Here is a 26,928-nt window from a genome sequence, read left to right as displayed (position 1 = left end):
CGACTCAGGTCCATCGCAGGGCGCCTTCCCGCCAGACGTAGACCACGCCGACGAGCAGGACGGCCAGGAAGCCGAACATCTCGACGACGGCCCCGACACCCATGTCGGCGAGCACCACGGCCCACGGGTACATGAAGATCATCTCCATGTCGAAGGCCAGGAAGAGAATGGTGATCGCGTACCAGCGCGCGTGGTAGCGGGAGGCCGCATGCTGCTGCGGCAGCATGCCCGACTCGAAGGGCATGACGTCGGTCGCGAGGCGGGCGACGGACATCAAGGACGACGCACCGTAGAGAGTGGCCACGAGGGCGCCGACCAGACCGAACAGGGACAGGACGGCGAGCACGGCCACTCCTCTTCTCGTGACGACCGGTCTACTCCCGGCTGAACAGCATGTCTTGTCCGCACACCCGCACGGACGTGCCTCACGCTAGGACCTGAGGCCGCCACTCACCGCCCCGAGGCCGGGACGGAAGCCGTCAGCCCTCGGCGCTCGTGCCTACCAGCGCACCGGGGACGCGGGTGCCGTCCGGACGGTGACCGGCACCCGCTCCTCCGTCGGTCCGGTTCGAGGCGAGGGCCTTGAACCGGCGCAGCCGCAGGCTGTTGGAGACGACGAACACCGACGAGAACGCCATCGCAGCTCCGGCCAGCAAGGGGTTGAGCAGCCCGGCTGCGGCGAGCGGCAGCGCCGCGACGTTGTAGGCGAAGGCCCAGAAGAGGTTGCCCTTGATCGTGCTCAGGGTCTTCCGGGACAGCCGGATGGCGTCGGCCGCGGCCCGCAGGTCGCCACGGACCAGCGTCAGGTCACTCGCTTCGATCGCCGCGTCGGTTCCGGTGCCCATGGCGAGACCGAGGTCGGCCTGGGCGAGCGCGGCGGCGTCGTTCACGCCGTCACCAACCATCGCGACGACCTTGCCCTCACCCTGGAGCCGCTTGACCACGTCGACCTTGTCCTGCGGCAGCACCTCGGCGATGACCTCGGTGATGCCCACCTGAGCGGCCACCGACCGGGCCACGGTCTCGTTGTCGCCGGTCAGCAGCACCGGCGTGAGACCGAGGTCGCGCAGCTGGCGGATGGCCTCGGCCGACGTCTCCTTGATCACGTCGGCCACGACGAGGACGCCGCGCGCCGCGCCGTCCCAGCCGGCCACGACGGCCGTCCTGCCCTCCGCCTCTGCGGCGGCCTTGGCTCGCTCGATGTCGGCGGGCAACTGCTGCGACCACTCGGCGAACAGCCGGGACCGGCCGACGATCACGGCGTGACCGTCGACGATCCCCTGGACGCCGAGGCCTTCGACGTTCGTGAAGCCCTCCACCGCGGGGAGGGCGCCGGTGCGCTCGGTGGCCCCCTTGGCGATCGCCTGCGCGATGGGGTGCTCCGAGGCGTCCTCGAGCGCACCGGCCAGCCGCAGCATCCGGTCGGCGTCCTCACCGGACGCTGGGACGACGTCGAGCAGGGTCATCCGGCCGGTGGTCACGGTGCCGGTCTTGTCCAGGACGACGGTGTCGACCTTGCGGGTGGACTCCAGGACCTCCGGGCCCTTGATGATGATGCCGAGCTGCGCGCCGCGGCCGGTGCCGACCATCAGCGCGGTCGGGGTGGCCAACCCCAGGGCGCACGGGCAGGCGATGATCAGGACGGCGACCGTGGCGGTGAACGCGGCCGTGATTCCCGCGCCGGTGCCGAGCCAGAAGCCGAGGGTGGCGACGGCCAGGGCGATGACGACGGGCACGAAGATGCCCGACACCCTGTCGGCGAGCCGCTGGACCTCGGCCTTGCCGTTCTGGGCCTCCTCCACCAGCCGCGCCATCTGCGCCAGCTGGGTGTCGGAGCCGATGCGGGTCGCCCGCACCACGATGCGGCCGCCGGCGTTCACGGTGGCGCCGACCACGCTGTCCCCGGGCCCGACCTCCACCGGGACCGACTCGCCGGTGAGCATCGAGGCGTCGACGGCCGAGGAGCCCTCGGTGATCACGCCGTCGGTGGCGATCTTCTCCCCCGGGCGGGCGACGAACAGGTCACCGACGGCCAGCCGGTCGACGCCGATCCGCTCCTCGCGCCCGCCGCGCAGGACGGAGACCTCCTTGGCACCCAGTTCCAGCAGCGCCCGCAGCGCCGCCCCGGCGCGCCGCTTGGAGCGTGCCTCGAAGTACCGGCCGGCGAGGATCGCCGTGGTGACCCCGGCGGCGACCTCGAGATAGATGTTCGCCGCGCCGTCGGTCGCGCTGATCGTCAGCTCGAACGGGTGCGTCATGCCCGGCAGGCCGGCCGTGCCGAAGAAGAGGGCATACAGCGACCACCCGAAGGCGGCCAGGGTGCCCATCGAGATGAGCGTGTCCATGGTGGAGGCGCCGTGACGCAGGTTCGTCCACGCGGCCCGGTGGAAGGGAAAGGCCCCCCAGACCACCACGGGGGCCGCAAGCGTCAGTGACAGCCACTGCCAGTAGGTGAACTGCAGCGCCGGGATCATCGCCATCGCGATGACCGGCACCGTCAGCGCGGTGGAGACCAGGAGGCGCTGGCGCAGCAGGGCGACGGGATCCCGTCCGTCGGGCTCCTCGCCTTCCGCACCGGTCGTCTCCGGGCGCGGCGGCTCGGGCAGCCGGGCGGTGTAACCGGCCTTCTCCACAGCCGCCACCAGGTCATCGGGCGTGACGCCGTCGGCGAAGGTCACCCTGGCCTTCTCGGTGGCGTAGTTGACCGTGGCGGTGACGCCGTCGAGCTTGTTGAGCCGCTTCTCGATCCGCATGGCGCACGAGGCGCAGGTCATGCCGCCGATCGCGAGCTCGACCTGGTCCCCGCCGGCCGGGGCCGGCGATGTCGTGCTGTTCGTCGCGGAGCTCACTGGTTCTCCCTGTCAGAAATTGCTGTGGTGCGTCGGCGGGGACACCCGGTCAGCTGCCGGTGCCGCCGTTCATGTCCATGCCGTCGTGGCCGGCGTCCGACGCCGGTGCCGGCGACTCGGTCTGGCCTGCCGTCGGCCCGACGGGGCCCACGGCGCTGCCGATACCGAACGCCGCGGCGAAGGCGACAGCGAGGCCGACCACATAGGCCCCGACCTTGGCAGCAGTGCTGTTCACGTCTGCTCCTCTGGGCTCGCGGTGCCAGGACGGCGGTCCGGGTGTCCCGGACCGCCGGTCCGTCACTTGCAGCCGCACCCGCAGCCAGACGAAGTCGCCGACGCGGGTTGCTCGACCGGCGCCGCGACCTCGTAGCCGGCCTCCTCGACAGCGGCCCGCACGGCGGCGTCGTCGATGTCGGCATCGCCGGTGACGGTGAGGCCGCCGCTGGCCAGGTCGACGTCGACGCCCGTGACGCCGGGCACCGAGGTCACCTCCTCGGTCACGGAGTTGACGCAGTGCCCGCAGGTCATGCCGACGACGGTGTAGGTGGTGGTGCTCATCACGGTGTTCCTCTCAGATCTTGTCGTTCTTGCGCTTGTCTCGTAGTCCGGACCGGTTGGGTCCCGCTGGTCCTCGACGACGCAGTGGCTCAAGAGCGGACGAGACGGGCGATGGCCTCGGAGGCCTCGCGCAGCTTCTGCTCAGCCTCCGACCCACCCGCTGCGGCCGCCTCGACCACACAGTGGCTCATGTGCTCGTCGAGCAGACCCAGAGCGACGGACTGCAGCGCCTTCGTCATGGCCGAGACCTGGGTGAGGATGTCGATGCAGTACTTCTCGTCCTCCACCATCCGCTGCAGACCGCGGGCCTGGCCCTCGATGCGACGAAGCCGCTTGAGGTAGTCGTCCTTGCGATGGATGTAGCCGTGCGGACTTGCTGCCTCTGTGGTGCTCATGTCACCCCCTCACATCCCCGACCATGGACCAATACCGGGTAGGGGTATCGGATGCCGCCACGTTACGACAGCTCATCGGCGGTTGCAACTCCCCCGCGCTCGCCGGCTTGGTGGTAGCTGGCGGGGCCGACGGCCGTGCTGACGGTTGTCCCGTCAACACGGAGGGACCGTTATCCGTGCGGGTGTGCGGGTAGGCGACCGATGCCGGCGCCTTCCGGTGGTGTCTGCCGCCCGCGTCGGCGTGGAGAGGAGCGACCGTCATGAGCGTTGCCGGCCGGATGCTGGAGGCCTACCCGAAGGATCTCGGCGGGGTCGACCGCCAGAAGCTGCAGGAATGCATCGAAGCGTGCGTCGAGTGCGCCCAGGCCTGCACGGCCTGCGCCGACGCCTGTCTCAGTGAGGAGATGGTGGCCGAGCTGGCGACATGCATCCGTACCAACCTCGACTGCGCCGATGTCTGCGACGCGACGGCCCGGGTGTTGTCCCGGCACACCGGTTACGACGCCAACCTCACACGCGCGGTGTTGGAGGCATGCGCCGCCGCCTGCAAGACCTGCGGCGACGAATGCACTCAGCATGCGGAGATGCACGAACACTGCCGGGTGTGCGCCGAGTCGTGCCGGCGCTGCGAAGCGGCCTGCCGGGAGCTGCTCAGCTCCCTCGGCTGAGGAGGCCGCGTGACTCGCCCTGCATGCCGCTCGGCGCGTCACGCGGTACCCGTCTGCCGGTCACCGCGTGCTCAGTTCTCGAGCAGGACGTCGAAGCTGCCGCCACTGTCCATGGACTCGAGAAGGGCATCTGTCGTGACGACGACGACTCGGGTTCCGGCATCCGTGACACTGACGTCGACCGCCTGCGGCGCCGAGTCCAGCTGTGGCCCCTCCTGCCAGTTCATGCCGCTGTCCGCGCTCATCCAGACCTGACCGGCCGGGTCGACGCCCGCGACAGTCGCCCCGTCCGGGGCCCAGTCCACCACTTGAAGGAGCGGTGCGCCGTCGACTTCGGACCACGAACTGCCGGCGTCGGAGGACCGCAGCAGTCCCTGCTGCGTGGTAGCCAGAGCTTGCTGACCGTCTGGGGACGCGGCCAGCGCGGCGGGCTCGAACGGGATCGCCACCTCCGCCCATTCCTCGCCGCTCGTGCTCCGCCAGAGTGCACCGTCGTAGGCGAGGACACCTGCCTGGCTCACGGTGAGTGCGTGGAAGTCGGACTCCCCCTGACGGGAGACCGGCCGCCAGGTCCTGCCACCGTCGGTCGTCTCGATCAGCCCAGCCGGCTCGGGGAGGTCCACGCCGGAGCCAGGATGTCCGGACGCGAGGTACTTGCCAGGGCCGGCGACGGCGAAGCCCATGAGGTCGATGACCGGGCCCACCCGGGTCGACTTCCCGTCCTCCTCCACTTGGAAGAGGCCGTCATGCGTCGCCAGGAGAAGCGTCCCGTCACCGGGGTCGATCCCGACGCCGTGGATGTGCGCGGACGGCAGCGCTCCGGCCGGCGCCCCGCTCGCCGCCCCTGCAGGGGTACCGGGGTCCGCGGAACTACATCCGGCGAGCACTCCGGCAGCGGCCAGGCAGGCGAGCACCCGCGAGCGGTGGCGCATCGGTGAGCGGCTGTCAGGCACAGGTGTGAACTCCCAGTCAGTGGCAGGCCGCCGCGACCGACGCCAAATCATCAATTCGTCGCACGGCGGACATGGCGAACAGCGATGCGTGCCCGTGGCATCGACCCCCGAGGGTCGATGCCGAGCAGGGCGGCTGGGTGGCGCTGCAGACTGCGCCTACAACGCCACCCAGCCCAGTTCTCAGCCGCCGAGTTCGGTCAGCATCGTCTGCATCTCGTCGATCTCGGCGCTCTGCGACTCGACGATCTGCTCGGCGAGCGCGATGGCGTCGGCGTTCTGACCATCAGCGATCTCGGTCTTCGCCATGTCGACCGCGCCACGGTGGTGCTCGGTCATCATCTCCAGCCACATGCGGTCGAACTCCGCGCCGGTGGCCGCCTCGAGGCCCGACATGTCCATGTTCATGCCGCCCATGCCGCCGTCCATGTCCATGCCCCCGGACTCATCGGCGGAGGTCGGCTGACCCCAGTCCTCGAGCCAGCCGGTCATCGTCTGGATCTCGGGATCCTGGGCGGCCTCGATCCGGTCGGCCAGGTCCAGCACGCGCGGGTCCTGGGCGCGACCATCGGCCATCTGGGCCATCTCGAGCGCCCCTTCGTGGTGGACGATCATTCCCTGGGCGAAGGTCACGTCGGCGTCGTTGAACTCCGCCGACTGGCTGGCCGAGCTTGCGGCGCTCTGACTGGCCGAGCTTGCGGCGTTCGTGTCACTCGTGTCCGAACCGCCGGAGCAGCCGGTCAGGACGACGGCGCCGGCGATGAGTCCGCCAGCGAGGCGGACGAGTCGAGCGTTGGTGCTGGTCACTGCATGTCTCCTGTCAGGAAAGGGTTCTTGGGCGTGCCGTCTGACCCCATCCAGCGCAGGAGCTGATGGGGTCCGGAGCGGTCGGCCTAGATCCGCAGGAGACAAAGAGCGGACAGGTCAGGTGGTCGAGGGAGCCTGGACCACCCGCTGAACAGGCTGCGAAGGGAGGCGATGCCCCGAAGAACCGGAGCCGCCACGATCCCGATGAGGCTCGCGGCGGCGAGCAGGACCAGCCCGCTGTACATGATCGCCAGACACAGCGACCCGAGGTGTGCTGCCACGCCGTGGCTCGGGCCCGGCTGGCCGGCCATGACCGTCGTCCCGAGCTGGGAGTCGGCCTGCTGGAGCCGAACGTCCGCGGCCATCGATCCGGAGAGCGACCCGGCGTCGAGGGGATCCTCGGTGCCGTGCTGAGCGACCGCCACCTCGGCGTGCCGGAGGCCCGCATCCGCAGCGATGTACTGGGCTCCGTGCATGGAGAAGATGGCCGCCAACAGCACCAGGACCCACAGTCGTCGTATCGGCATGGCCACCACCCCCTCTCGAGACTTCACCGTACTACGCCAGGTAGTACGAGTCCCCCGAGCAGTGGGAGCATCGGCGGGAGCACATCCCGACGGCAGGCCCCCGACTCGAGTGGTCGCTGGCTCACTCCCAGGGAGTGACTCGACGTGGGAGCGACCGTCGCTGCCGTAGGCTCCCGCAGCCAGCGGCGAGAGCAACCTGGGCAGGCGACGCCGCCCCATGTGGAGCACGAAGAACAGGTCGGGGTCCGGAAGACGAGAGGAGGGGTGGTGCCACATCTCGGCAAGCTCGAGTCCGCCGTGATGGACGTCCTGTGGTCCTCCGCCAGCTCGCTGACCGTGCGTGACGTGCTCGAACGGATGCCTGCGCAGCGCAACCTGGCGTACACGACCGTCATGACGGTGCTCAGCAACCTCCACCGCAAGGCGATGGTCGATCGAGAGCCCGCCGGCAAGGCCTACAGCTACCGCCCGGCGCTGACTCGCCAGGGAGCGGCGGCCGCGGCACTTCGCGAGGTCCTCGACGCGTCGGGCGACCCTCGGTCGGTGCTGCTGCACTTCGCCGAGACCGCCACTGAAGAGGAGTCCACGGTCCTGCGTGATGCCCTCGCCCGGCGCCCCCCGAAGCCATGACCGGAGCCATGGCCCTTCTCCTCGGCATCGCGGTCGTGGGGCTGTTCGGGCACCGTCCCCTGCTGTGGCTCGCTGACCGGCGGCTCGACCCCACGATCCTGCTGACCGGATGGCTTCTCTCCACGGTGGGGCTGATCGTGTCGACGGTCGCCACCATCAGCCTGTTCGCCCTGCCCGCCGACGAACACCCGGCATCAGGGATCTTCCGTCTGGCGGGCGGATGCTGGACGGCCCTCTCCTCAGGTTCTCTCCCGGGGTGGCGGGAAGGCCTCGCCTCCCTCGGCGTCATCGGCGCGGCGACGATCCTCCTGCGGATCGGCTGGGCGGTCACCGCCCGTCGTCGGCGTAGCCGGAAGACGGCTCCACACGTGGAACAGCTCCGCCTGCTGGCTGCCGGCGCGCCGTCGGGCGACCCACTGTGGGTGCGCGACGACCGGCCACTTGCCATGTCTATCGGCGGGCGTCCCGGCGTCATCGTCATGAGCGACTCCCTTCGCCACCACCTGACGCCCGGGGCGCTGGCAGCCACGCTGGAACACGAGCGGGCACATCTGCGCGGACGACACCACCTGCTCGTCGCGATCGTGGAGACCCTCGCTGCCGCGCTTCCGTTGAGCCCGTTGCTGCGCGCCGCACCAGCCGCCCTGGAAGACCTCATCGAACTCGCCGCCGACGCTCAGGCCGCGCGCCGCTGCGGGCCGGCCGCGGTTCAGGAGGCACTGTCTCGTCTCACCGGACAACCCACGCCTGCGGTCGGGCTGGCCATGGCCAGCCGTCTCACCCAGGCCAGGCTGAGGCGGCTGTCGACCGGGAGCGTCGGCGCGACGCGCGCGATGCGTGTTGCCGGGTGCACAGCGGTCGGGGTCGCCGCGCTGTCGCTCCCCGCCGCCGCAGGTTGGCTGGCGCTCAATGTGGTCGGCTGCGTGGTCGCCTGACCAGTGCGCTTCTCCTATGATGCGTAGTAGGCCCGCGGGACCGGTGCGGCGCCGCAGCGATCGCCCTCAACTCATCCCGATGAACATGCACCGCCAGGGCCAAGCGGAGGACATCCATGACGAGCACCTCAGGGTCCGCGCCGTGACAGTGTCCGCACGTCCCCGGAGCGGCCTCCCGGCTCAGTGGCCCCCCAGACGCATCGCTGCCGCTGCGCTCGCGGCCATGGTCTTCGCGCTGGCCGTCGGCGTGCCGACCGGGCTCGTTCCCACACCGCTCTACACCCGGATGACAGCCGTTCTCTGGTGGAACTACGTGGTGTGGGGCGTGACCGCCGCGCTCGGCGGACTGGTCGTCGCCACCTACGTCCGTCGGCCGCACGACCGGGCGCCCCGCAATGGTGCAGCGGCAGCCTCGGGCGGCGGGCTGCTCACCGCCTTCGCCGTCGGCTGCCCGGTCTGCAACAAGTTGGTGGTCGCGACGTTGGGGGTGTCCGGCGCGATGACCCTTTGGGCCCCGCTGCAGCCGGTCCTCGCCGTCCTGTCGATCATCACACTGGGATGGGCACTTCGACGACGACTGCGGAACGAGTACGCCTGTTCGGCGAGCGCCGACGGGTGGAAGCGCGAGCCGACGCCCGACGGCTCGGCGACCCACCCCGTTCCGGCCGATGGATCCTCCGAGGTCCCGACGAGGTGGACGCTCGTGGCCACCCCTGCTCCGCCCCGCCCGACAGAGACGCCGCCATCCTCGACTCGGTGCTGACCCCACTCGCTGCTCAGATCGGGGGCCATCCGAGTCGGGCGTAGAAGGCGAGCATCCGGCTCATCAGCACGGTCCAGCCGCCGGTCATCATGGCGACGCCCATCCCGACCAGCAGGATCCCCCCGGCGACCTCGATCCGCCGGGAGTGGCGCCGCAGCCAGCCGAGCCGGCCGCCGCCGCGGGCCATTCCCCTGGCCAGCAGCAGGAACGGCAGTCCGAGCCCGAGCGAGTAGGCGAGGAGCAGCAAGGCCCCGCGCCCGACGGTGGCCGTACCGGCGGCCGTCGTCAGGATGGAGGCCAGAACCGGGCCGACGCAGGGCGTCCAGCCGAAGGCGAAGGCAGCCCCCAGCGGCAGGGCACCCCCGGGTCCGGGCTGCCACCGGCGAAGGTCGGTGCGGAACTCTCGGTGCAGGAACGGCAGCCGTAGCGGGCCAGCCGTCGCCAAGCCCATCAGCACGACGAAGGCGCCACCGACGAGGTTGATCGCCTGCAGGTTCCGCACCAGCAGGAAGCCCAGCGCCGAGGACGTGGCGCCCAGGGTGGTGAACACCGCCGCGAAGCCGATCAGGAACAGCAGCGATCCCACGAGCACCCGCCGCCGCGCGGGGGCGGCCAGCGGCCCGCCGCCCACCGTCGCCGGACCCGGATTCCCGGACAGCCCGGAGACGTAGGAGATGAAGCCGGGGAGGAGGGGAAGCGTGCACGGGGAGGTGAACGACACGACGCCGGCGACCAGCGCCAGCGACATCAGGGCGAAGAGCTCCATCCCACCTCCCCCACATCCGGCGTGTGCCGTGACGCCGGCAGCCGGATCCCGCTCCGGCTCACCTACTAAGTACGGTAGGGGATGCGGCCCGTCCCCCGTCCCCTGCCTCGGCCGTCAGAGAGCTGGATCGTGCCTGAGCCCCGAGCGCCCCTCATCTTGCGAAGTGGCGATCCGTCGTCCGGCGGGTCGCCGTCCGCCGTCGCGCATCTGGCCGGGCTGTCGGTCACGGTGCAGCGGACACCGGTGCTCCGCGACCTGACGATGACCGTGACGCCCGGCGAAGCCGTGGGTCTGGTCGGGGCCAACGGCTCGGGCAAGAGCACCCTCCTGCGGATCCTGGCCACGCTGCTTCCCCCGCTCGGGGGTGCGGGCTGGGTCCTCGGCGCCCGGCTCGGTACCCGCGACGTCGAGGGAATCCGCCCCGGCATCGCGCTGGTCGGCCACACCCCGGCGCTCTACCCCCGCCTCACCCTTGGCGAGAACCTGGCCTTCTACTGCCGGCTCACCGGCCGCGACGTCGATGCCGCCGAGGCAGCGCTGGCAATTGTGGGACTGGGCCGCGCGGCCGACCGCACCGCGGACCGCTGCTCGCACGGGATGCTCCGCCGGGCAGAGCTGGCGAGGGTCCTGATCACCTCCCCCCACCTGCTCCTCCTCGACGAGGCCCATGCCGGCCTGGACCGCGCGTCCGCCGGGCTCGTGGAGGTCGTCGTCGACGCGGTACGGGCCCGTGGCGGTGGCGCGGTCGTCGTATCGCACGAACGGGACCGGCTTGCCGGGACCGTGGACCGGATCGTCGAGATCGAGAACGGGACGCTGCGTGCCACCGATCGGTCCGCAGCCGCCGTGAACGAGGTGCGCCGGTGATCTCTCCACGAACCGAGGCGCCGCATCCCCTCCAGCAGGCCCTCGAGCTGGCCCGGAAGGACCTGCGGCTGGAGGCGCGTGCCGGCGAGGCGCTGCTGGTGACTGCCCCCTTCGGGGCGGTCGCGCTGCTGCTGGTTCCCCTGGCCGTCGGCACCGATGTGCCGATGCTGCGTTCGGTCGGGTCCGGCATGTACTGGGTCGTCGTCCTGCTCTTCGGCGTGCTGATCACGCTCCGGCAGAGCGCCGTGGATGCGCCGCCGCAGGTCGAGCTGCTCCGGCTCACCGGCATCCATCCGGCCGTCCAACTGCTCGGGCGTGCGGGGGCCAACGCCGTCCTCCTGCTCGCCTTCGAGCTGGCCGTGTTGCCGGTGGCGGTCATCGTCTACGACCCGCCGCTGGACAACTGGCCGTGGCTGGTGCCGGTCCTGCCGCTGGTCGCCATCGGCCTCGCGGTCCTCGGCACCCTGGCCGGCGCCCTGACCCAGGGCCTGGCCGGCCGCACGACGCTGGGCCCGCTCCTCGTCGTCCCGCTCGCTCTTCCGCTCCTGCTCGCGGCCACCCAGACCGCCGAGGCCACGCGTTACGGCAGGCCCCCCTGGAACTGGCTCGCGCTGCTGACACTGGTCGACCTCGTCGCCGCCCTTGCCGTCGTCCTGTCCGCCCGATCCCTCGAGGAGGGCTCGTGAGATCGCTCTCGCGACACCTGACCCCGGTGGCCGTCCTGGCCATGGCCGCCGGTCTGGCCGCGGCGCTCACCGCGCCACCGGACCAGTTGCAGGGCGACCTGCAGCGGCTGATGTACGTGCACGTCCCCGCCGCATGGCTGGCCTACCTCAGCTTCGCGATCACCTTCGGCGCGAGCGTCGGCTGGCTGTGGAAGCGGACGGCTCGGCTGGACCGGTTGGCGGCGGCCAGCGCGGAGGTCGGCGTCTTCTTCACCGGCCTCACCATCGTGCTGGGATCGGTGTGGGGGAAGCCGGTGTGGGGCGTGTGGTGGACCTGGGACCCCCGCCTGGTGACGACGGCGCTGATGTTCTTCGTCTACCTGGGTTACCTGGCGCTGCGCCGGGCCACGCTCGACCCCACCGTGCGAGCCCGACGCGCCGCCGTCTTCGGCGTCCTGGCCTTCGCGCAGGTACCCGTCGTCCACATGTCGGTGATCTGGTGGCGCGCGCTGCACCAGCCGCCCACGGTGCTCAAGCCCGGTGACCCGAGCATCGACCACTGGATGCTCGCCGTCCTGATGCTCAACGTCCTCGCGTTCACGGCGGTCTACGCCGTCCTGCTCCGGTCCCGCATCCGGCTGGCAGCCGACGAGGAGGGTCTCGCGGCCGCCCAGGATGCCGCCACGGCCGACCTGGCCGGGGCCGCCGTGATGGCTCCCGACTACGGAAGGAAGGCTGGGCCTGGTGTCTGAGTGGGCGTGGGTGGCTCTCGGCTTCAGCATCACCTACGGAGCCATGGGCGGGTATCTGCTGACGTTGCGCCACCGCGCCGCAGCCGTCCGCCGCAGCCTCGGGAAGCTGCAGTGAGGCGCTACCGGCTCGCCGCGCTGGCCGTGCTCGGCGTGGCCGTCGTCCTCCTCGGCGTCCTGTTCGTCGGCAACATCAACGGCAACCTCGTGTACTTCCTGACGCCAGATGAGGCGCTGGCGCAGAAGGCGGACTTCGCCGACGACCGCCGCCTTCAGATCGGTGGCCTGGTCCAGGAGGACAGCGTCGAGTCGGCCCCCGACGGTCTTCGCTTCGTCGTGGTCTCGGGCACCGAACCCGGAGCCGCGGCGGTGCCGGTGGCGTACGAGGGTTCCCCCGCCCAGCTCTTCCGGCCGGGGATCGGGGTCGTCCTGGAAGGATCGTGGAACGGCGGCACCTTCGATGCCGACACCATGATCGTCAAGCACGACGAGAACTACCGGGCACCGGACGCCGACCCGGCACCTGCCGCCGAGAACGCCCCATGACCCCGATCCTCGCGGCCGCCGGCTGGACCGGGGCGGCTCTCGGTGCAGCGTCGTCGCTGGTGCTGGCCGTTCTCGGGCTGCGCGCCCAGCGACGTCCGGAGTCCGTCGACCGCGGTCATCTGAAGGCGGCCGTGCAGTGCCTGGTGGGTGGCGCCGTGCTGGCCATGGCGGCGCTGGAGGTCGCGCTGCTGACCGACGACTTCGGCATCACCTACGTCGCCGAGAACCACTCCCGCGCCACGAACGTGCTGTACAGCATCACCGGGGCCTGGTCGGCGCTGGAGGGCAGCATCGTCCTCTGGGCCCTGATCCTGGCGGGCTACACCGCCGTCGTACTCCGGCAGGTCCGCAGCACCGACGACCGGCTCGGAACGGGTGCGCTGGCCGTCATGGGCCTGGTCGGGGTCTTCTTCTTCGGCCTCGTGGCGACCGTCGCCAACCCCTTCCGCCAGGAGACCGTCCCCCCGGTCGACGGCGCCGGCGGCAACCCGCTGCTGCAGGACCACGTGATGGTGGCCTTCCACCCGCCGATGCTCTACCTCGGCTACGTGGGCTTCACGGTGCCCTTCGCGTTCGCGATGTCGGCGCTGCTGCTCAAGCAGGGAGGCGTCGACTGGCTGCGCCGCACCCGGCGGGCCAACCTCGTCGCCTGGACCTCGCTCACGGCGGGGCTGGTCCTCGGCGCGTGGTGGTCCTACGAGGTGTTGGGCTGGGGCGGCTACTGGGCCTGGGACCCGGTGGAGAACGCGGCACTCATCCCCTGGCTCGTCGCGACGGCCTTCATCCACTCCGCGGTCGTCCAGGTCAAGCGCGGCATGCTGCAGGCCTGGAACTTCGTCTTGGTGCTGGCCACCTTCTCCTTGACCATCCTGGGCACCTTCCTCACCCGCTCCTCGGTGGTCGTCTCCGTGCACAGCTTCTCGCAGTCGCCGATCGGCCCGGCACTGCTGGGCTTCTTCGTGCTGGTGCTGGTCGTGGGATTCACGCTGTTCGCCCTGCGCGGCGAGCGGATCGCCTCGATGTCCCGCCCGGAGTCCCTGCTCAGCCGCGAGGGTGCGTTCCTGGTGAACAACCTCCTCCTGAGCCTGTTCGCCTTCGTGGTGCTGCTGGGCACGGTGTACCCGATCCTGGTCGAGGCGATCACCGGCAGCCAGGTCTCGGTCGGCCGGCCCTTCTTCGACCGGATGGCCGTGCCGCTGTCCTTTGCCCTCCTGCTGGCCATGGGGGCGGGCCCGTTCATGCCCTATCGCAGGGCCACCGGGGCGCTCCTGTGGAACCGGCTGCGGATCCCGTTGCTCGCCGGCAGCGCCGCGGGCGCGGCCGTGGTGGTGGCCGGCGTCCGTTCCGCCGGCGTGGTCGCCGTGGTGCTCCTCGCGGTCACCATCGCCGCGGCCACCGTCCGGCAGTTCGTCGTCACCGTGCCCAGCGCCACGCCGCGAGCGGCGCTCAACCTGCTCCGCGGTCAGCGCGCCTACTGGGGCGGCCAGCTGGCCCACCTCGGCGTGTCAGTGGTCGCCGTGGCCATCGCCGTCTCCGGTGGCCTGGCGACCCGGGCCTCGGCGAACCTCGAGCAGGGGAAGCCACTCGAATTCGGTGGCTACTCGGTCACCTTCGAGAAGACGGAGGAGCACCGCGAGGCCGATCGGCTGATCACCGACGCGCACCTGGTCTTCCGCACCGGTGACCGGGTCGACTTCGTCGCCACCCCACGGCTGACCGCGTTCGACAACCAGCCGCAGGCGATCGGCGCACCGTCGGTGTGGACCCGGCCCGGCGGCGACATCTACGTGGCGCTGTCGAACCTGGAATCGCAGTCGGTGGCGGTCAACCTGTACGAGTACCCGCTCATGTCCTGGTTGTGGGCCGGTGGCGTGCTCATGGCCGCCGGTGGGGTGTGGGCGCTGGGGGGACGTCGTCGCCGTCCCGCAGCGACGACGCCGCCCCCGGTGAGCGACCCGGTGGAGGGGGTCGGACGTGCCTGACCGGGTCCGGCGGGTGGGCGTGCTGGGCGCGATCATCGTGCTCCTCGGCGTGGCCGTGGCCGGCCTGGTGTTCGGGACCGGCCGGCCCACCGACCGGGCGTACGAGCTCGAGCAGCGACTGCGCTGCCCGGTCTGCAAGTCGGTGTCCATCGCCGAGTCCATGTCGGACACGGCCGTGGCCATGCGCGCCACCGTCAGCGAGCAGATCGAGGCCGGGCGCTCCGACCAGGAGATCGTCGCGTATTTCACCGAGCGCTACGGCGACTGGATCCTCCTCGACCCGCCGGCGGGCGGTGACACGCTGCCGCTGTGGTTGATCCCGCTGGGGGTCGCGGCGGTCGCGGTCGTGCTGGTCCTCACCCGCCGACGACCCGCCGACGAGCAGGGGCAGCTGAGCGACGCCGACCGGGAGCGGGTCGCCGAGGCAGTTGCCGGCATGCGCGCCACCGCCGACGAGGAGGACCGGCTGTGACGGTCGACCGGTTGCGCCTGGAACAGGAGCGGGACCAGGCGTTGCGCGATCTCCTCGACCTGGAGCGGCAGGTCGGCGACGGTGAGCTTCCCGCCGACGTCGCCGACGGCTTGCGGCAGACGTACGAGCGGACGGCGGCCACGGCACTCGCCGTGCTGGCCGCACCGACGCCCGACGGGGAGGGCGCCACCTCGGTGACCGACCGGTCGTCCGGGCGGGGGCGGTGGGCGGCGTACGGCCTCGCCGTCGCCGTCGCGCTGTTCGCCGCGGTCGTGCTGCTCCCGGTCTATCTCGGCGAGCGGCCGACCGGCGGGACTGTGACCGGTAACGAGGCCCTGGGCTCGGTCGCGCCCGGCACGGGTCAGGACGCCGCCCCGCGGGACCTGTCCACCGTCACCAACGAGGAGATGGAGGACGTCGTCGCGCAGAATCCCGACGTGCTCGACATGCGCCTGGCGCTGGCTCATCGCTACCTCGACGACGGCGACTACCTCGCCGCCGCCCGCCATTACCTGGTCGCGTTGGATCGCGAGCCCCGCAACGTCGAGGCGCAGTCACACTACGGATGGCTGCTGATGCAGGCCGGGGAGCCGGATCAGGCCATCGAGTACGTCGACCGGGCACTCGCGCAGGACCCGCGGGCGGTGGAGGCGCTCTGGTTCAAGGCCAACATCGCGCTCTACGGCCTGTCCGATCCCGCCGGCGCGCTCACCGTGCTCGAGCAGCTCCAGCAGCGGACCGACATCGAGCCGGGGACCCGGAGTCAGGTGGAGACCCTGATCGCCGAGGCCCGCGCCCAGGGCGGCAACGGATGACCCCGCCCCCGCTCCTCCACCGCCGAGGTTCCTGGCGGACGGTGCGGCTCGTGGCCCTGGCCGTCGTCGCTCTGGTGATCGGTGTGGCGGCCGTACTGGGCAGCCGCATCCAGCAGGACCCGACCCTGGTGGACAGCCCGCTGATCGGCCGGGCCGCCCCGGATCTCACCCTGCCCGACCTCGAGGGGTCGGGTGCCGTGTCCCTGTCCGACCTGCGCGGTCAGGTCGTCGTCGTCAACTTCTGGGCCTCCTGGTGCGTGCCCTGCCGCAACGAGCACCCGGTCCTCGTCGCCGCCAACGACGCCTACAAGGACGCCGGGGTCACCTTCGTCGGAGTCGACTTCCAGGACCGGCAGGAATCCGCCGTGGCGTTCCTCGACGAGCTGGGCCGCGGTGAGGGATATCGGTACGTCACGGACCCCGGCTCTCGGGCGGCCCTCGAGTTCGGCGTCTACGGGGTGCCGGAGACGTTCTTCATCGACCGCACCGGAACGATCGTCGCCAAGATCACCGGCGAGTCGGACAGCGGGCTGCTGGCCGAGGTGCTGGATGCGATTCTCGCCGGCCGCGAGCCCCGCTCGCGGACAGGGGGCACGGTCCAACCGGGCCCCGGGCAGGACCCGATCGGGTGAGCGCCGGTCAGCGGGCGAGCAGTGCGGGTTGGCTCATCTCGCTCTCGGCCGGCGCGTGGACGGGCGCAGGCGTCCGGGACAACCCCACGGCCAGCCCGAAGGTGATCGCGAACACGAGGAGCTCGACCGCCGCGATGCGCCGGAAGGCGCCGGCCTGCCCGGACGCGAGCGCCGGAAGGGTCCGGCGGCGGTGCCACCACCCCACGCCGACGAGGGCCGCGAAGCCGGCGATCTTGAGCAGGACGACCCTGCCGTATGCCGTCTGCAGCCACTGACCGGGATCCTCCAGGTCCGCCGCGGCCGTCAGGAGCCCGCTGCCGCCGACGACCAGGACCAGGAGCGGCGCTGCGCGGCTGTAGCGGCGCACCGCGGTGACGAGGTCCCGAGAGGACAGCCGGGTAAGCAGCAGGGCCGCCAACGTTCCGGACCACACCAGTGCGGCGAGGACGTGGAGCACCATGCCGGTGGCCGCGATGGCGACCGGCACGCCCGTGCCGTCGGCTTCCGCGTACTCCGCGACCGCGGGCGGCACGACGGCCAGCAGGGCGAGAACGAGGAGCACGCGCGCTCCGGCGGTGGTCAGCACCACGCGGCTGCCGACGGCCACGACCGCTGCCAGGGCGGCGGTGGCGGCCTGGGCCGCACCGAACGGAGTGTCCCGGACGAAGGCCACCAGCGCGAGGAACGAGACCTGCGAGAGGTCGGTGTTGAGGAACTCCACCAGGAGGCCCGGCAGCAGGAGAACCGCGGACGCGCCCCACGCCACCGCCGGCCAGGTCGCCCGGAGCAGCCAGCGGTAGCCCGCCGGGGCGAGGACCCCTCGCTCGGTCAGCAGGACGGCCGCGGCCACCAGGCAACCCACCGTCGCCGCGGCGGCCAGGTCCCCTGCCAACCGAGCGGCCGGCAGCAGCCACGGCACCCACTCGTCGAGGGCCGCGAGTCCGCTGCCGGGAACCCGCGCAATCGACCCGACGGCGACCACCACGGCGACGCACACCGAGCCGGCGAGCAGGACCACGACCCAGGAGAGCGGTCCGTGCCGCTGCGCCTTCGTGGCCGCTTCCCTCGTTCCGCTCGGCACCATGCCGGCATCGTCCTCGACGGCGCGTCCGGACGACCCGACCGGGGTGGCCCCCCGGGCCGCATCGGCAGGCCGCGCGCCCGCCGGTTCGCTCACAGGCGGGTCCAGGTCCGGCCGCCGTCCGTGCTGGCCGACGTCACGGCGACGTCGCCGTCCAGAGCAGCGGTGTACATCGTCGTCCCGTCCCCGGAGAAGGTCACCGCCGTGGTGCCCGTCGGCACGGACAGCGGTTCCCACGACTGCCCGCCGTCGGTGCTGAGCGCACTGTCGGACATCCCGACGACGACGAGCCGGTCGATGTCCGTGGGGTCCCAGGCGGCGGCCATCGCGCCCTCCGGCCCACCCAGCGGTGACCAGCTCCGACCGCCGTCGGAGCTGGCGAGCAGCCCGCTGGACATGTCGGGGGCCAGCAGGCGCTGCGGATCGGCCGGGTCGACGAGGATCGTGCCCATGAAGCTGCGGCCCGCCTCGGCGTCGCGGGTCTCCCAGGTGGCGCCGCCGTCCTCGCTGACCCGGAAGCCGGCCTGCGGGGAGCCGAGGTAGACCGTGTCGCCGACGGATCCGAGGGCGTGCGCGTCCGGAACGGCGCTGGCTCCTGTGAGCTGGGTGAACGACGTGCCGCCGTCGGTGGACCGGAACAGTCCGGGATGGCCGCCGGCCAGCAGTGCGTCGGTGGTCTGGGCCCAGCCCATGGCGTCGGCGTTGTCGAGTGAGGAGATCTGCTGCCACCGCCGGCCGCCGTCGCGGGACACGGCCACGGCGGCGTGACCGCCGACGTAGAGGGCGTCGCCGACCGCGGTCAGGGTGTGCAGGTCGCCGCCCACGACAGGCGCGGCCGCCGCCTGACCCGGGGCGTCGTCCCCGCGGACGGCGAAGAAGGTGACGGCTGCCGCGACCGCCAGGGCGGCGGCCGCGGCCACCGCCCAGCGAAGCTGCGCGCGACGCCGCGCGGCGCGCCGGGCCGCGGCGGCCCGCTCCTCGGCGGCCGCCCGCTGGCGCTCGACGCGGGATGGGCGCCCGCCTGTCGTCCGGGAAGGGCGAGCGGTCGTGGGCATGGGGTGTTCCTCTCGAATCGGGTGGGGTGTTCCTCGAATCGGGTGGGGTGTCACGATCGACTGCTCGGGACGGATCAGGGTCTGCGGGCCGTCAGACGCAGCACCAGGCCCGCCCGGGAGCGGCTCAGCTCCTCGATCACCAGGCCGGCCCGCCGCACGGCGTCCTCGGGCTCGCGCAGGAGATGATCGGCGGCCAGGCGCAGGAAGAGGGGTTCGAGCAGCCGCTGCACCCCACGCACCACCGGCGACGGACTGGCCACGTGATCGAGCAGCACCAGTCGGCCGCCCGGGCGCAGCACGCGCGCCATCTCGGCCACCGCGGTCACGTCGTCCGGGATGCTGCACAGGGTCAGGGTCGCCAGCACGGTGTCGAACGTGGCGTCGGCGAACGGCAAGCGCTGCGCATCCCCGACCCGCAGGTCGGCTGTCCGGCCGAGGCGCCGGGCGCGTTCCTCGGCCCGCGCCAGCATGGCCGGGCTGAGCTCGATCCCGCTGAGCGCGATCCCCTCGGGCAAGCAGCGCAGGTTGCGGCCGGTGCCGACCCCGACCTCGAGGACGTCGCCGTGCGCGTGCCGGCAGGCCCACTCCCGCCCTCCGGCGAAGAGCAGCCGTTCGGCGACGGCGATGACGCGGTCGTAGTACGGCGCCTGCTCCTCATAGAGGTCACGCACCCGCGCGGTCTCGTCCATGGACCCTGCTCCCCCCGGCGACGGCATCATGGCTCCGTGACTGCGGTCAGCTGGGGCGAGCCGGCCGACCTCCCGGAGGCGGTCACGCCGGGGTCCTGGCCGGCCAGCGGCAGCGTGACCCCGAGGACGGCCCCGCCCCCACAGGCGTTGGCGGCCTCGACGGCACCACCGTGCGCCTGGACGAGCGCCGCCACGACCGCCAGCCCAACACCCGAGCCGTTGGCCCCCGCACCGCTGCCGCGGAAGTACCGGTCGAAGACCCGGGACAGCTCGCCGTCCGGGATCCCGGGGCCGTCGTCCCGGACGGTCAGTCGCACCCGGTCGGCGACGACGTCGGTGGTGACCGTCACGCGACCACCCGCCGGGACGAACTTCATCGCGTTCGTCAGCAGGTTGGTGACCACCTGCGCCAACCTGGTCGGGTCGCCGCACACCGGGGCGGGGACCAGCCGCGGATCGAGGGTCAGTCCCGCGTCGGTGAGGCGCGGCCCGAGGCCGGTCACGACCGACCGGACGACGTCGGCGACGTCCACGGGCACCCGCTCCAGGGAGAACGACACCGCCTCCGCGGTGGTCAGCGTCTCGAGATCCGCGACGAGGCGGCCCAGGCGCAGCGTCTCCTCGTGCAGGGAGGTGACGAGCGCGGGGGTCAGGTTCAGGACGCCGTCCTGGACGGCTTCCAGCTGGCTGCGCAGGATCGCCAGCGGCGTCCGCAGCTCGTGGGCGACGTCCGCGGCGAAGGACTGCCGGAGCACCTCCTGCCGTTGGGCGGACTCGGCGAGCTCGTTGAAGGCCTGGCCTAGTTGGGCCACCTCGTCCCGCCCGGTAACGGCGGCGCGGCGGTCGCGGTTGCCGGCGTGCAGATCTCGGGCGGCGGCGGTCAGCTCCGCCACCGGCCGGGTGACCCGGCGGGCGAACACCAGCCCGAGCGCGGAGGCCACCACGGCGACCACCAGGCCCCCGGCCAGCAGCAGCCGGTTGACGCCGGCGCGGAACTGCTGGTCGGCCACCGGGACGCTGCCCTCGGGCAGGCTCACCTCCAGGGTGGCGCGCTGCCGGCCGTCCACCGTGACCGGCACGGAGACCGGTTCGGTCAGTGGTCCCGACTCCGTCATGGCGCGGTGCATCTCGGCCATCTCGGATCCGCTCCGGTCCGTGGACCAGATCGTCCGGCCACCGACGTCGGTGAGCACGACGTCGGCGCCGGCCATCGCGAGGGCCGGCGCGAGCTCGTCCATACGCGCGCCGTCCCAGCGCCGGGCGCTCTCGTAGACACCGGTCACGGCACCGGCGATCTGCTGCACGCGCGCGGAGCGCTGCTGCTCCAGGTAGCTGTCGAACCGGTTGCTGAAGGCGACGTTGACGAAGAGCGCCGAGAGCAGCGCGGTACCCACGCCGATGACGGCGAACCCGAACCCGAGGCGACGCCCCAACGACCTAGTCATCGGCGGACGGACCGAACTTGTAGCCGATGCCCGGCACGGTGAGGACGAAGACCGGCGTGCGCGGGTCGTCCCGCAGCTTGCGCCGCAGGTTCTTCACGTGCGCGTCGACCGTTCGCTCGTACCCCTCGTAGCCGTGGCCCTGCACCCGGCTGACCAGCTCGTAGCGGCTCCACGCCCGGCCGGGACGGGACACCAGCGTCGCCAGCAGGTCGAACTCGGTGCGGGTGAGGGCCACCGGCACGCCGTCCAGCGACACCTCGCGGCGCTCGCCGTCCACGGCCAGTCGGCCGTTGCCGTAGGTGGGATTCCGGCCTGCGGTGCTTCCGCCGGCACGGCGCAGCACCGCCTCGACCCGCGCCATCAGCTCGCGCGGGCTGAACGGCTTGGTCACGTAGTCGTCGGCCCCCAGCCGCAGGCCCGCCACGCGGTCCCCCTCGCCGGCCCGGGCGGTCAGCATGATCACGGGGACGTCGCTGGACCGGCGGAGCAGGCGGAGCAGGTCCTCACCGGGGATGTCGGGCAGACCGAGGTCCAGCACGAGCAGATCCGGGGCCAAGCGTTCCGCCATGTCCAGGGCCTCCAGCCCGGTCTGCGCGAGGAGGACGCTGTGCCCATCACGCTTCAGATACGCACCCACGAGCTCACGGATCTTGGCCTCGTCGTCCACCACCAGAACCGTCACCATGCGTCCGTGCTCATCTCGGTCGCCTCGCGGACGGCGGGGCGACAGCGCTGCCCTGCTCAGGGGTTCCCAGGGTCGTCCTCCCCGGCCATGCCCCCCATGCCGGACATGTCTCCCATGCCGTCCATCATCGACCGCATCTGCTCCCGGAGAGTCGGGTCGGACATCATCTCGGACATGAAGGTCTTCGCCTGCTCGAGGAATGCGGGGTCCTCCATCATCGACCCCATGTCCGACCCGCTCATGCCACCGCCGGAGTCGTCGCCGGCGTAGGCGAGTGTCGGGACGCCCACGACGGTCGCGCCGGCCACCACTCCGGCGGCGACGGCCATGATCGTTCGCTTGCGCACAGTCGTTCTCCTTCGTCTCAGCCCCTCGGAGGACTCTCCGGGTGTCGAACCGACGGTGCCCGCACCGGATGAAGTTCCTGTGCGATGCCGACGCAGAACCGGTGCGATCCGCGGGGGCCGGCCGGTCGCGGCTCAGTGCCGAGGCGAGCCGGCCAGGTCCTTCCGGCCGGACAGCTCGCGCGCGTTCAGTCCCGCGGTTGGTCGTTCCGCTCGGCCAGCTGCCGGCGCGCGCGTTCCATGGCCAGCTCCTCGCGCAACGCCGCCACCTCCGCGCCCTCGTCGCCGGAGGTCGTCACTGCCGAGCTGCCTGCCTCCGGAACGGCGCCGGCGCCCGGCCTGCGCATCTGCCACATCATGAGGCCCATGGACAGCGGGCAGATCAGCGTGAGGAGCAGCGGCAGGGCCGCGGTGCCAGACACCGGTGCAAGCAGCCACAGGAGCAGGCCCACGGCGATCAGCGCGCCGACGACCTTGCCGTTCAGACAGCACCGCAACGACCGGAGCATCACGCCTCCCGTACGAGGATTTCCTAGGGGTCCGTCGACGTCCACTCTGCATGCCAGCGGTGAAGAACGTGTGAAGGCGGCTGCCCCACCTTCCACGACGGACCTTCGGGGCGTGTCCCGCAGGACCAGCCGCCGCCCGTTCTCCGTGACGGTCGTGGCAATCGGCCCGGCGACCGCGGCCTGTGCCGGGGCCGAGCCGGGCACCTCGACCGCCCGATCCGACACTGCTGCAGCGGCGGACGCCGCGACGGTCACATCTCTGCCGCCGGCGGCGTTCGCCACCATTCTCGCCGATGACGACGTGCTGGTCATCAACGTGCACGTGCCGGACGAGGGCTCGATCCCGGGCACGGACGCCGCCATCCCCTTCGACGAGGTCCGTGGCCGATCCACGGATCTGCCGCAGGACCTGGGCACCCCCGTGGCGGTGTACTGCAAGAGCGGTCGCATGAGCGCGCAGGCGGTCGACGCCCTGCGGGACCTCGGCTACACCGACGTCGTCGAGCTGCGCGGTGGGATGGACGCCCGGGCGGCCGACGGCCGGGAGCTGCTCCTGGCCGCCGGCTGAGCCCATGCTCGCGTCAACCGATCAGCGGGGCGACGACCGACGCCACCAGCACCAGCCCGCTGACCACCATGGTGATGACCCGGCCGTTCGCCGTCTTCCGCGGGATACCGCGGAGCGGGAACAGCACCTGGCGGCCGAGTGTGTAGGCCGAGAGCCCGGCGAGGAAGAGCAGGCCGTCGACGGCCGGGGTCAGCAGGAGCACGGCGAGCAGGGTCAGGGTGGCGACGGTGCCCGCCATGGCCGACTCGAACAGCTGCACCGGGATCCGGCGTACGCCGACCCCCCGGTCGGAGGACCAGATTCCCCACCGCGACACGGTCGGCAGTCCGACGCAGCAGCCGCCGAAGAAGCAGCCCAGCCGGCCGATGGTCATCCCGAGCAGGAGACCCGGTGCGGCGACGTCGAGCATGGCACGCACCGGGATGCCCGCCACCCATCCGGCCAGCACGAGGACGGAGATGGCGGCGATGACGAATCCCTGCACCGACATCCCGGCGGTCAAGGCGCTGGTCTTCTCGCCACGGTGGGTCAGCAGGTAGTACACCTTCGCCCCCACCAGCCCGACGAGACCCGCCAGCAGGGACACGAGCAGGATCCGGCCGACGGGGAGGTCCCGCTGCACGCCCAGGACCCACTGCAGGAACAAGGCGGCCAGGAAGCCGAGGCCCACGAGAGCGGGCCAGGCTCCGATCCGGACACCGGGAGCGCGGACGTTCACCACCGGCAGGAATGCGCTCGTCCCGGTCGCCGACCCGCGCGGCATCGGGATCGGGGGCCGCTGCTGCCTCGGTGAGCCGTCAGGGGCCATGGGTAGGACGGGGGTGGCCGTGACCTCCCACGTCCCCGGCGGAACACCGCGAACCCGGGTGGTGAGCGCGATCCGGCCGCTCCTGGGTAGGACCCGTTCGAGGGTGCGAACGGTCTCGAACGTGTCGCGCGGACCCGCCGGCTCGTCCCCCGTGACGCGGCGGCCCGTGAACCGGATGCTGACCGGATACGGGTCCCCGGTGGGTGCGGCGTCGAACCAGTACGTCAGCCCCAGCCCCTGGGGCTCCATGCCCTCGAGCTGGGAGCAGTTCCAGGACATCACCTGCGTGGGACGGTCGGGCATGTCCCCGGCCAGGAACGGCGCACGCGCCGGAGCGAGGGACGGCGCCGTCGCGACGGCCGTCCCACCGCCCGATGCCGGCTCTCCGGCGGGAGCGATGACCGGCGGCACGTCTGGGGCCGGCGCAGCGGGCGCCTTGGCGACCGGTGCGGCAGCGGACCGGGGGGCGACCGGCCGCCCGGTGCCCGGCTGCACCCGGGGGACGCCGTCGCCGTCCGAGGCGGAGAGAAGACCCGGGACGGCGGCTCCAGTGTCGGCGGCCGGAACGCCTTCAGCGGAGACGCAACGTCTGCGGCCGCCCGAGTTCCGGCATCTCCGCCCGTCACCGGCCCGGGTGCGGCCTGCCTCCCGGGTGCCGGCCGTCCGGCCCCGGCCGCCGCGGCACCCTTCCCCGACGGCACCCCCCTCCGGGGTGGGGTGCCCTTCTTGTTGCGCGACGACTTCCCCGACATCCGGTGTCACCTCGTGATCGGCAGGAACGGCTGAAGGGACCGTTCCCGCAGCCGGGATCCCTTCTTACTATGGGACATAGTACGAGACGCCATAGTTGTTCTCGTGCAACGCGCCCGCATGGCCAGCGCCCGACGGCGCACCTACCGGGGAGCACCCGACCGCCTCCGTAGGCTGGCCAGGGTCACGAGATCGACCGGTAGGCGACGACATCAGTTCTGGGAGGCCGGATGACATCGTCCAGGGGCACGGCCGCCGCGCTGGTGACCGTGCTGGCGCTGAGCGGCTGCGGCGCCGCGCCCTCGGCGGACGACGCCGAGCCGACCGCGGCCGCCGTTCCTGGCGATGTGGCGACCTGCGAGCCCTTCGCCGCCGACGGTCAGAGGGTCCGTACTGGCGACACGCTGCCCGTCCTGACGTTGCCGTGCCTGGTGCCCGGTGAGGACGTCGCACTCGACGACCTCGGCGACCGGCCGGTCCTGGTCAACCTGTGGGCCAGCTGGTGCGCGCCCTGCCGGGAGGAGATGCCCCTGTTGCAGAAGGCGTACGAACGCGACGGCGATCGCATCGGTCTTCTCGGTGTCAACACGGAGGACACGCCCTCGGCCGCGGCCGCGGTCCTCGCCGATCTGGACGTGACCTACGCGCATGTCGTCGACCGGGACAAGGAGCTCCTGACCGATCTGGCCGCTCCAGGCCTGCCGGTGACCCTGGCCGTCGCGGCCGACGGGAGGATTCTCGACCGGCAGATCGGTCAGGCTTCGGCCGAGCGCTTCGACGAGATGGTCTCCCTGCTCGTGGCCGACTCCGCCTCGACTCCGCCGTGACCGCCGCCGGCGGTCCGTCGGCGCCCGTCGTGGAGCCGAGTGTCTCTGTCCCGGAGAACCGGCGCCGTGCGAAGGCAGGGTGGCTGCCGAGCTGGACGCGGCTGCTCGCGGGCATCGCGGCCGGTGTCCTCCTGGCCGGCAGCATGCCGCCCCGGACGGCCTGGTACCTCGCGCCTCTCGGCGCTGCCGTCCTCACCTGGTCGCTGCTGGGTCTGGCCTGGCGGCAGCGGCTGGTCCTGGGGGCCATGACCGGGCTGGCCTTCTTCCTGCCGACGCTGAGCTGGCTGACCGGTTTCCACCCGGCGGGGTTTGCCGCCCTGCTCGTGCTGGAGGTGGTGCTGTTCGCCGTGGCGATGCTGCTGGTGGACGCCCGTCCCGCGCGGTGGTGGACAGTCCCGGCCGCGCTCGTGGCCCTGGAGGCGGTGCGCGCCCGGTTCCCGTTCGGCGGCTTCCCCATCCCCGGGATCGCGCTGGGGCAGCTCGACGGGCCGTTCGTCGTCGCCGCCCCTCTGGGCGGCTCGCTGCTCGTCGTCGGCCTGGCCACCGGTGCAGGAGCGGCGGCGACCGCCGTGCTCGCCGCCGGCCGGCGGGTTCGCACTCTCCTCACCGTCGCCGCCTTCGTCGCGGCGAGCGCGGTGGGGGTCCTCTTGGCCGGTCCGGACGGCGCCTCGGCGGGCTCGCTACGGGCGGCCCTGGTCCAGGGCGGTGGCCCGCGCGGCATCCCCGCCGTGGTCAGTGACGCCAACGCCGTCACGGAGCGGCAGTTCCTGCTCAGCGAGGACCTGCCACCTGGGCTCGACCTGGTGCTGTGGCCCGAGAGCAGCCTCGGTGTCACCGGCCCGGTGGCCGACACGCCGGAGGCCGCGCGCGTTGCTCAGCTGGCACGGAGCACCGGAGCCACGGTCGTCGCCGGCCTGAGCGAGTCCTTTGACGAGCGCTTCCGCAACGCGGCGGTGGCCTGGGATCCGGCCGGGCGCATCGTCGACCGCTACGAGAAGGTCCACCGCGTGCCCTTCGGGGAGTACATCCCGGCCCGGGCGCTGCTCGAGAGTCTGTCGGACATGACGGCGCTGGTGCCGCGGGACGCGACCCCGGGCCGCGGCCCGGGGTTGCTGCGCACCGCCGCCGGTCCACTGGGCGTGGTCATCTCCTACGAGGTCTTCTTCTCCGACCGCATCCGTGCCGCCGTCGAGGCCGGCGGTCAGATCTTGCTCGTGCCGACGAACGCCGCCTCGTACACGACCGAGGAGGTTCCTGCGACCGAGGTCGCCGCCGCACGGATGCGCGCCCTCGAGTTCGACCGTGCCGTCCTGCAGGCCGCGCCGACCGGGTACACGGCGATCGTGCGGCCCGACGGACTCGTCGTCGAGCAGACCGGGCTCAGCACTGCGGAGGTGCTCACCGCGACCGTGCCGCTGCGCACCGGCATGACCGTGTACTCCCGCACCGGCGACGGGCCCGTGCTGGCGGTCGCGGCGCTGTCCCTCCTCGCCTCCCCGTTGGCGCGGGTCGCCACTGCTCTGCGTTGCCGTCGGCTGCGGCGTGTCACGGTGGGGACGTGATCCGCAGATGCTCCGACGCCTCGGTGGAC

The 26,928-nt window shown here is 72.1% G+C and carries 33 protein-coding genes; 16 read left to right on the top strand and 17 right to left on the bottom strand.

Annotation, left to right across the window (positions count from 1 at the left end):
* Positions 1-4: 4 nt before the first annotated feature.
* The 5 genes from MODMU_RS07815 to MODMU_RS07795 form a co-directional block, all read right to left on the bottom strand.
* Positions 5-346, bottom strand: a complete 342-nt coding sequence (locus MODMU_RS07815) for an NADH-quinone oxidoreductase subunit A (RefSeq protein ID WP_014739666.1) — start codon at positions 344-346, stop codon at positions 5-7.
* Positions 347-479: 133 nt separating this feature from the next.
* On the bottom strand, positions 480-2,849 hold the full coding sequence (locus MODMU_RS07810; protein ID WP_014739665.1) for a heavy metal translocating P-type ATPase: 2,370 nt from the start codon (positions 2,847-2,849) through the stop codon (positions 480-482).
* Positions 2,850-2,898: 49 nt separating this feature from the next.
* The gene (locus MODMU_RS07805) at positions 2,899-3,084 is read right to left on the bottom strand and encodes a hypothetical protein (protein ID WP_014739664.1); all 186 of its coding nucleotides are present in this window, start codon (positions 3,082-3,084) and stop codon (positions 2,899-2,901) included.
* Positions 3,085-3,146: 62 nt separating this feature from the next.
* On the bottom strand, positions 3,147-3,407 hold the full coding sequence (locus tag MODMU_RS07800) for a heavy-metal-associated domain-containing protein (RefSeq protein WP_014739663.1): 261 nt from the start codon (positions 3,405-3,407) through the stop codon (positions 3,147-3,149).
* 89 nt (positions 3,408-3,496) lie between these two features.
* Complete coding sequence (locus tag MODMU_RS07795) at positions 3,497-3,802, bottom strand: metal-sensitive transcriptional regulator (RefSeq protein ID WP_014739662.1); 306 nt, start codon at positions 3,800-3,802, stop codon at positions 3,497-3,499.
* Positions 3,803-4,062: 260 nt separating this feature from the next.
* Here MODMU_RS07795 and MODMU_RS07790 point away from each other — a divergent pair, with 260 nt between their 5' ends.
* On the top strand, positions 4,063-4,470 hold the full coding sequence (locus MODMU_RS07790; protein WP_014739661.1) for a four-helix bundle copper-binding protein: 408 nt from the start codon (positions 4,063-4,065) through the stop codon (positions 4,468-4,470).
* Positions 4,471-4,541: 71 nt separating this feature from the next.
* Here the strand turns inward: MODMU_RS07790 and MODMU_RS07785 are convergent, their stop codons facing one another.
* The 3 genes from MODMU_RS07785 to MODMU_RS07775 all read right to left on the bottom strand — a co-directional run bounded on the left by MODMU_RS07785 (position 4,542) and on the right by MODMU_RS07775 (position 6,781).
* Positions 4,542-5,423 carry a F510_1955 family glycosylhydrolase gene (locus MODMU_RS07785; protein ID WP_231851792.1) on the bottom strand — a complete coding sequence of 294 codons (882 nt, stop codon included), beginning with the start codon at positions 5,421-5,423 and terminating at the stop codon, positions 4,542-4,544.
* 180 nt (positions 5,424-5,603) lie between these two features.
* Positions 5,604-6,227, bottom strand: coding sequence for a DUF305 domain-containing protein (locus MODMU_RS07780; protein WP_014739659.1), 624 nt, complete (start codon positions 6,225-6,227; stop codon positions 5,604-5,606).
* 86 nt (positions 6,228-6,313) lie between these two features.
* Entirely contained in the window at positions 6,314-6,781 is a 468-nt protein-coding gene (locus MODMU_RS07775) for a DUF6153 family protein (RefSeq protein WP_166503427.1), read from the bottom strand.
* Between the two features lie 192 nt (positions 6,782-6,973).
* Here MODMU_RS07775 and MODMU_RS07770 point away from each other — a divergent pair, with 192 nt between their 5' ends.
* From MODMU_RS07770 to MODMU_RS07760, 3 genes are all read left to right on the top strand, one after another.
* The gene (locus tag MODMU_RS07770) at positions 6,974-7,384 is read left to right on the top strand and encodes a BlaI/MecI/CopY family transcriptional regulator (RefSeq protein ID WP_430699191.1); all 411 of its coding nucleotides are present in this window, start codon (positions 6,974-6,976) and stop codon (positions 7,382-7,384) included.
* Entirely contained in the window at positions 7,381-8,319 is a 939-nt protein-coding gene (locus MODMU_RS07765; RefSeq protein WP_041795072.1) for a M56 family metallopeptidase, read from the top strand. The genes MODMU_RS07770 and MODMU_RS07765 overlap by 4 nt, the downstream gene beginning before the upstream one ends.
* A 223-nt stretch (positions 8,320-8,542) precedes the next feature.
* Entirely contained in the window at positions 8,543-9,082 is a 540-nt protein-coding gene (locus MODMU_RS07760) for a hypothetical protein (RefSeq protein ID WP_193375763.1), read from the top strand.
* Positions 9,083-9,095: 13 nt separating this feature from the next.
* On the opposite strand, the gene MODMU_RS07755 is transcribed toward MODMU_RS07760, so the two are convergent.
* A complete protein-coding gene (locus tag MODMU_RS07755) occupies positions 9,096-9,848 on the bottom strand; it encodes a cytochrome c biogenesis CcdA family protein (protein ID WP_014739654.1) in 753 nt (250 codons plus the stop codon).
* A gap of 243 nt (positions 9,849-10,091) precedes the next feature.
* On the opposite strand from MODMU_RS07755, the gene MODMU_RS07750 reads away from it, so the two are divergent.
* Genes MODMU_RS07750 through MODMU_RS07715 form a run of 9 tightly spaced genes read left to right on the top strand, consistent with a single transcriptional unit; the run spans position 10,092 to position 16,576 of the window.
* Positions 10,092-10,715: an ABC transporter ATP-binding protein gene (locus MODMU_RS07750; RefSeq protein ID WP_231851791.1), complete on the top strand. Its 624-nt coding sequence runs from the start codon at positions 10,092-10,094 to the stop codon at positions 10,713-10,715.
* Positions 10,712-11,401: a heme exporter protein CcmB gene (locus MODMU_RS07745; RefSeq protein WP_014739652.1), complete on the top strand. Its 690-nt coding sequence runs from the start codon at positions 10,712-10,714 to the stop codon at positions 11,399-11,401. Before MODMU_RS07750 ends, MODMU_RS07745 begins: the two co-directional genes overlap by 4 nt.
* Positions 11,398-12,132 (top strand): cytochrome c biogenesis protein CcsA, encoded by a 735-nt coding sequence (gene ccsA / locus MODMU_RS07740; protein ID WP_014739651.1) that lies wholly within the window; start codon positions 11,398-11,400, stop codon positions 12,130-12,132. The genes MODMU_RS07745 and ccsA overlap by 4 nt, the downstream gene beginning before the upstream one ends.
* A complete protein-coding gene (locus tag MODMU_RS29980; RefSeq protein WP_269454062.1) occupies positions 12,125-12,247 on the top strand; it encodes a hypothetical protein in 123 nt (40 codons plus the stop codon). The genes ccsA and MODMU_RS29980 overlap by 8 nt, the downstream gene beginning before the upstream one ends.
* Positions 12,244-12,675 carry a cytochrome c maturation protein CcmE gene (locus tag MODMU_RS07735; RefSeq protein ID WP_014739650.1) on the top strand — a complete coding sequence of 144 codons (432 nt, stop codon included), beginning with the start codon at positions 12,244-12,246 and terminating at the stop codon, positions 12,673-12,675. The genes MODMU_RS29980 and MODMU_RS07735 overlap by 4 nt, the downstream gene beginning before the upstream one ends.
* The gene (locus MODMU_RS07730; RefSeq protein ID WP_041795070.1) at positions 12,672-14,657 is read left to right on the top strand and encodes a heme lyase CcmF/NrfE family subunit; all 1,986 of its coding nucleotides are present in this window, start codon (positions 12,672-12,674) and stop codon (positions 14,655-14,657) included. The genes MODMU_RS07735 and MODMU_RS07730 overlap by 4 nt, the downstream gene beginning before the upstream one ends.
* Positions 14,650-15,129, top strand: coding sequence for a cytochrome c-type biogenesis protein (locus MODMU_RS07725; protein WP_166503426.1), 480 nt, complete (start codon positions 14,650-14,652; stop codon positions 15,127-15,129). Before MODMU_RS07730 ends, MODMU_RS07725 begins: the two co-directional genes overlap by 8 nt.
* Positions 15,126-15,944: a tetratricopeptide repeat protein gene (locus MODMU_RS07720; protein WP_041795068.1), complete on the top strand. Its 819-nt coding sequence runs from the start codon at positions 15,126-15,128 to the stop codon at positions 15,942-15,944. The genes MODMU_RS07725 and MODMU_RS07720 overlap by 4 nt, the downstream gene beginning before the upstream one ends.
* Before the next feature lie 41 nt (positions 15,945-15,985).
* Positions 15,986-16,576, top strand: coding sequence for a TlpA family protein disulfide reductase (locus tag MODMU_RS07715; RefSeq protein ID WP_014739646.1), 591 nt, complete (start codon positions 15,986-15,988; stop codon positions 16,574-16,576).
* 7 nt (positions 16,577-16,583) lie between these two features.
* Here MODMU_RS07715 and MODMU_RS07710 read toward each other — a convergent pair whose 3' ends face one another.
* The 7 genes from MODMU_RS07710 to MODMU_RS07680 all read right to left on the bottom strand — a co-directional run bounded on the left by MODMU_RS07710 (position 16,584) and on the right by MODMU_RS07680 (position 22,384).
* Entirely contained in the window at positions 16,584-17,660 is a 1,077-nt protein-coding gene (locus tag MODMU_RS07710; RefSeq protein WP_014739645.1) for a copper resistance D family protein, read from the bottom strand.
* Between the two features lie 89 nt (positions 17,661-17,749).
* A complete protein-coding gene (locus tag MODMU_RS07705; RefSeq protein ID WP_014739644.1) occupies positions 17,750-18,712 on the bottom strand; it encodes a WD40/YVTN/BNR-like repeat-containing protein in 963 nt (320 codons plus the stop codon).
* A 74-nt stretch (positions 18,713-18,786) separates the two neighbouring features.
* A complete protein-coding gene (locus MODMU_RS07700) occupies positions 18,787-19,401 on the bottom strand; it encodes a class I SAM-dependent methyltransferase (protein WP_014739643.1) in 615 nt (204 codons plus the stop codon).
* A 26-nt stretch (positions 19,402-19,427) separates the two neighbouring features.
* Complete coding sequence (locus tag MODMU_RS07695; protein ID WP_231851790.1) at positions 19,428-20,834, bottom strand: ATP-binding protein; 1,407 nt, start codon at positions 20,832-20,834, stop codon at positions 19,428-19,430.
* Between the two features lie 4 nt (positions 20,835-20,838).
* Positions 20,839-21,531 carry a response regulator transcription factor gene (locus MODMU_RS07690; protein WP_014739641.1) on the bottom strand — a complete coding sequence of 231 codons (693 nt, stop codon included), beginning with the start codon at positions 21,529-21,531 and terminating at the stop codon, positions 20,839-20,841.
* A 56-nt stretch (positions 21,532-21,587) separates the two neighbouring features.
* Positions 21,588-21,878, bottom strand: a complete 291-nt coding sequence (locus tag MODMU_RS07685) for a hypothetical protein (protein ID WP_014739640.1) — start codon at positions 21,876-21,878, stop codon at positions 21,588-21,590.
* Between the two features lie 185 nt (positions 21,879-22,063).
* Entirely contained in the window at positions 22,064-22,384 is a 321-nt protein-coding gene (locus MODMU_RS07680; RefSeq protein WP_014739639.1) for a hypothetical protein, read from the bottom strand.
* Between the two features lie 112 nt (positions 22,385-22,496).
* Between MODMU_RS07680 and MODMU_RS07675 the strand changes: the two genes are divergently transcribed.
* Positions 22,497-22,952, top strand: a complete 456-nt coding sequence (locus MODMU_RS07675) for a rhodanese-like domain-containing protein (RefSeq protein ID WP_166503425.1) — start codon at positions 22,497-22,499, stop codon at positions 22,950-22,952.
* A gap of 13 nt (positions 22,953-22,965) precedes the next feature.
* Here MODMU_RS07675 and MODMU_RS29360 read toward each other — a convergent pair whose 3' ends face one another.
* The gene (locus tag MODMU_RS29360) at positions 22,966-23,715 is read right to left on the bottom strand and encodes a prolipoprotein diacylglyceryl transferase (protein WP_269454071.1); all 750 of its coding nucleotides are present in this window, start codon (positions 23,713-23,715) and stop codon (positions 22,966-22,968) included.
* A 1,058-nt stretch (positions 23,716-24,773) separates the two neighbouring features.
* Here MODMU_RS29360 and MODMU_RS07665 point away from each other — a divergent pair.
* Both MODMU_RS07665 and lnt read left to right on the top strand, forming a co-directional pair.
* Positions 24,774-25,337, top strand: coding sequence for a TlpA family protein disulfide reductase (locus MODMU_RS07665; RefSeq protein ID WP_231851788.1), 564 nt, complete (start codon positions 24,774-24,776; stop codon positions 25,335-25,337).
* The gene (lnt, locus tag MODMU_RS07660) at positions 25,334-26,899 is read left to right on the top strand and encodes an apolipoprotein N-acyltransferase (protein ID WP_430699188.1); all 1,566 of its coding nucleotides are present in this window, start codon (positions 25,334-25,336) and stop codon (positions 26,897-26,899) included. Before MODMU_RS07665 ends, lnt begins: the two co-directional genes overlap by 4 nt.
* The last annotated feature ends 29 nt before the right edge of the window (positions 26,900-26,928 follow it).

The organism is Modestobacter italicus, from assembly GCF_000306785.1.
GTDB lineage: Bacteria > Actinomycetota > Actinomycetes > Mycobacteriales > Geodermatophilaceae > Modestobacter > Modestobacter italicus.
The sequence above is the reverse complement of the archived record's forward strand: the minus strand, read 5'-3'. Positions and strand labels throughout refer to the sequence as shown.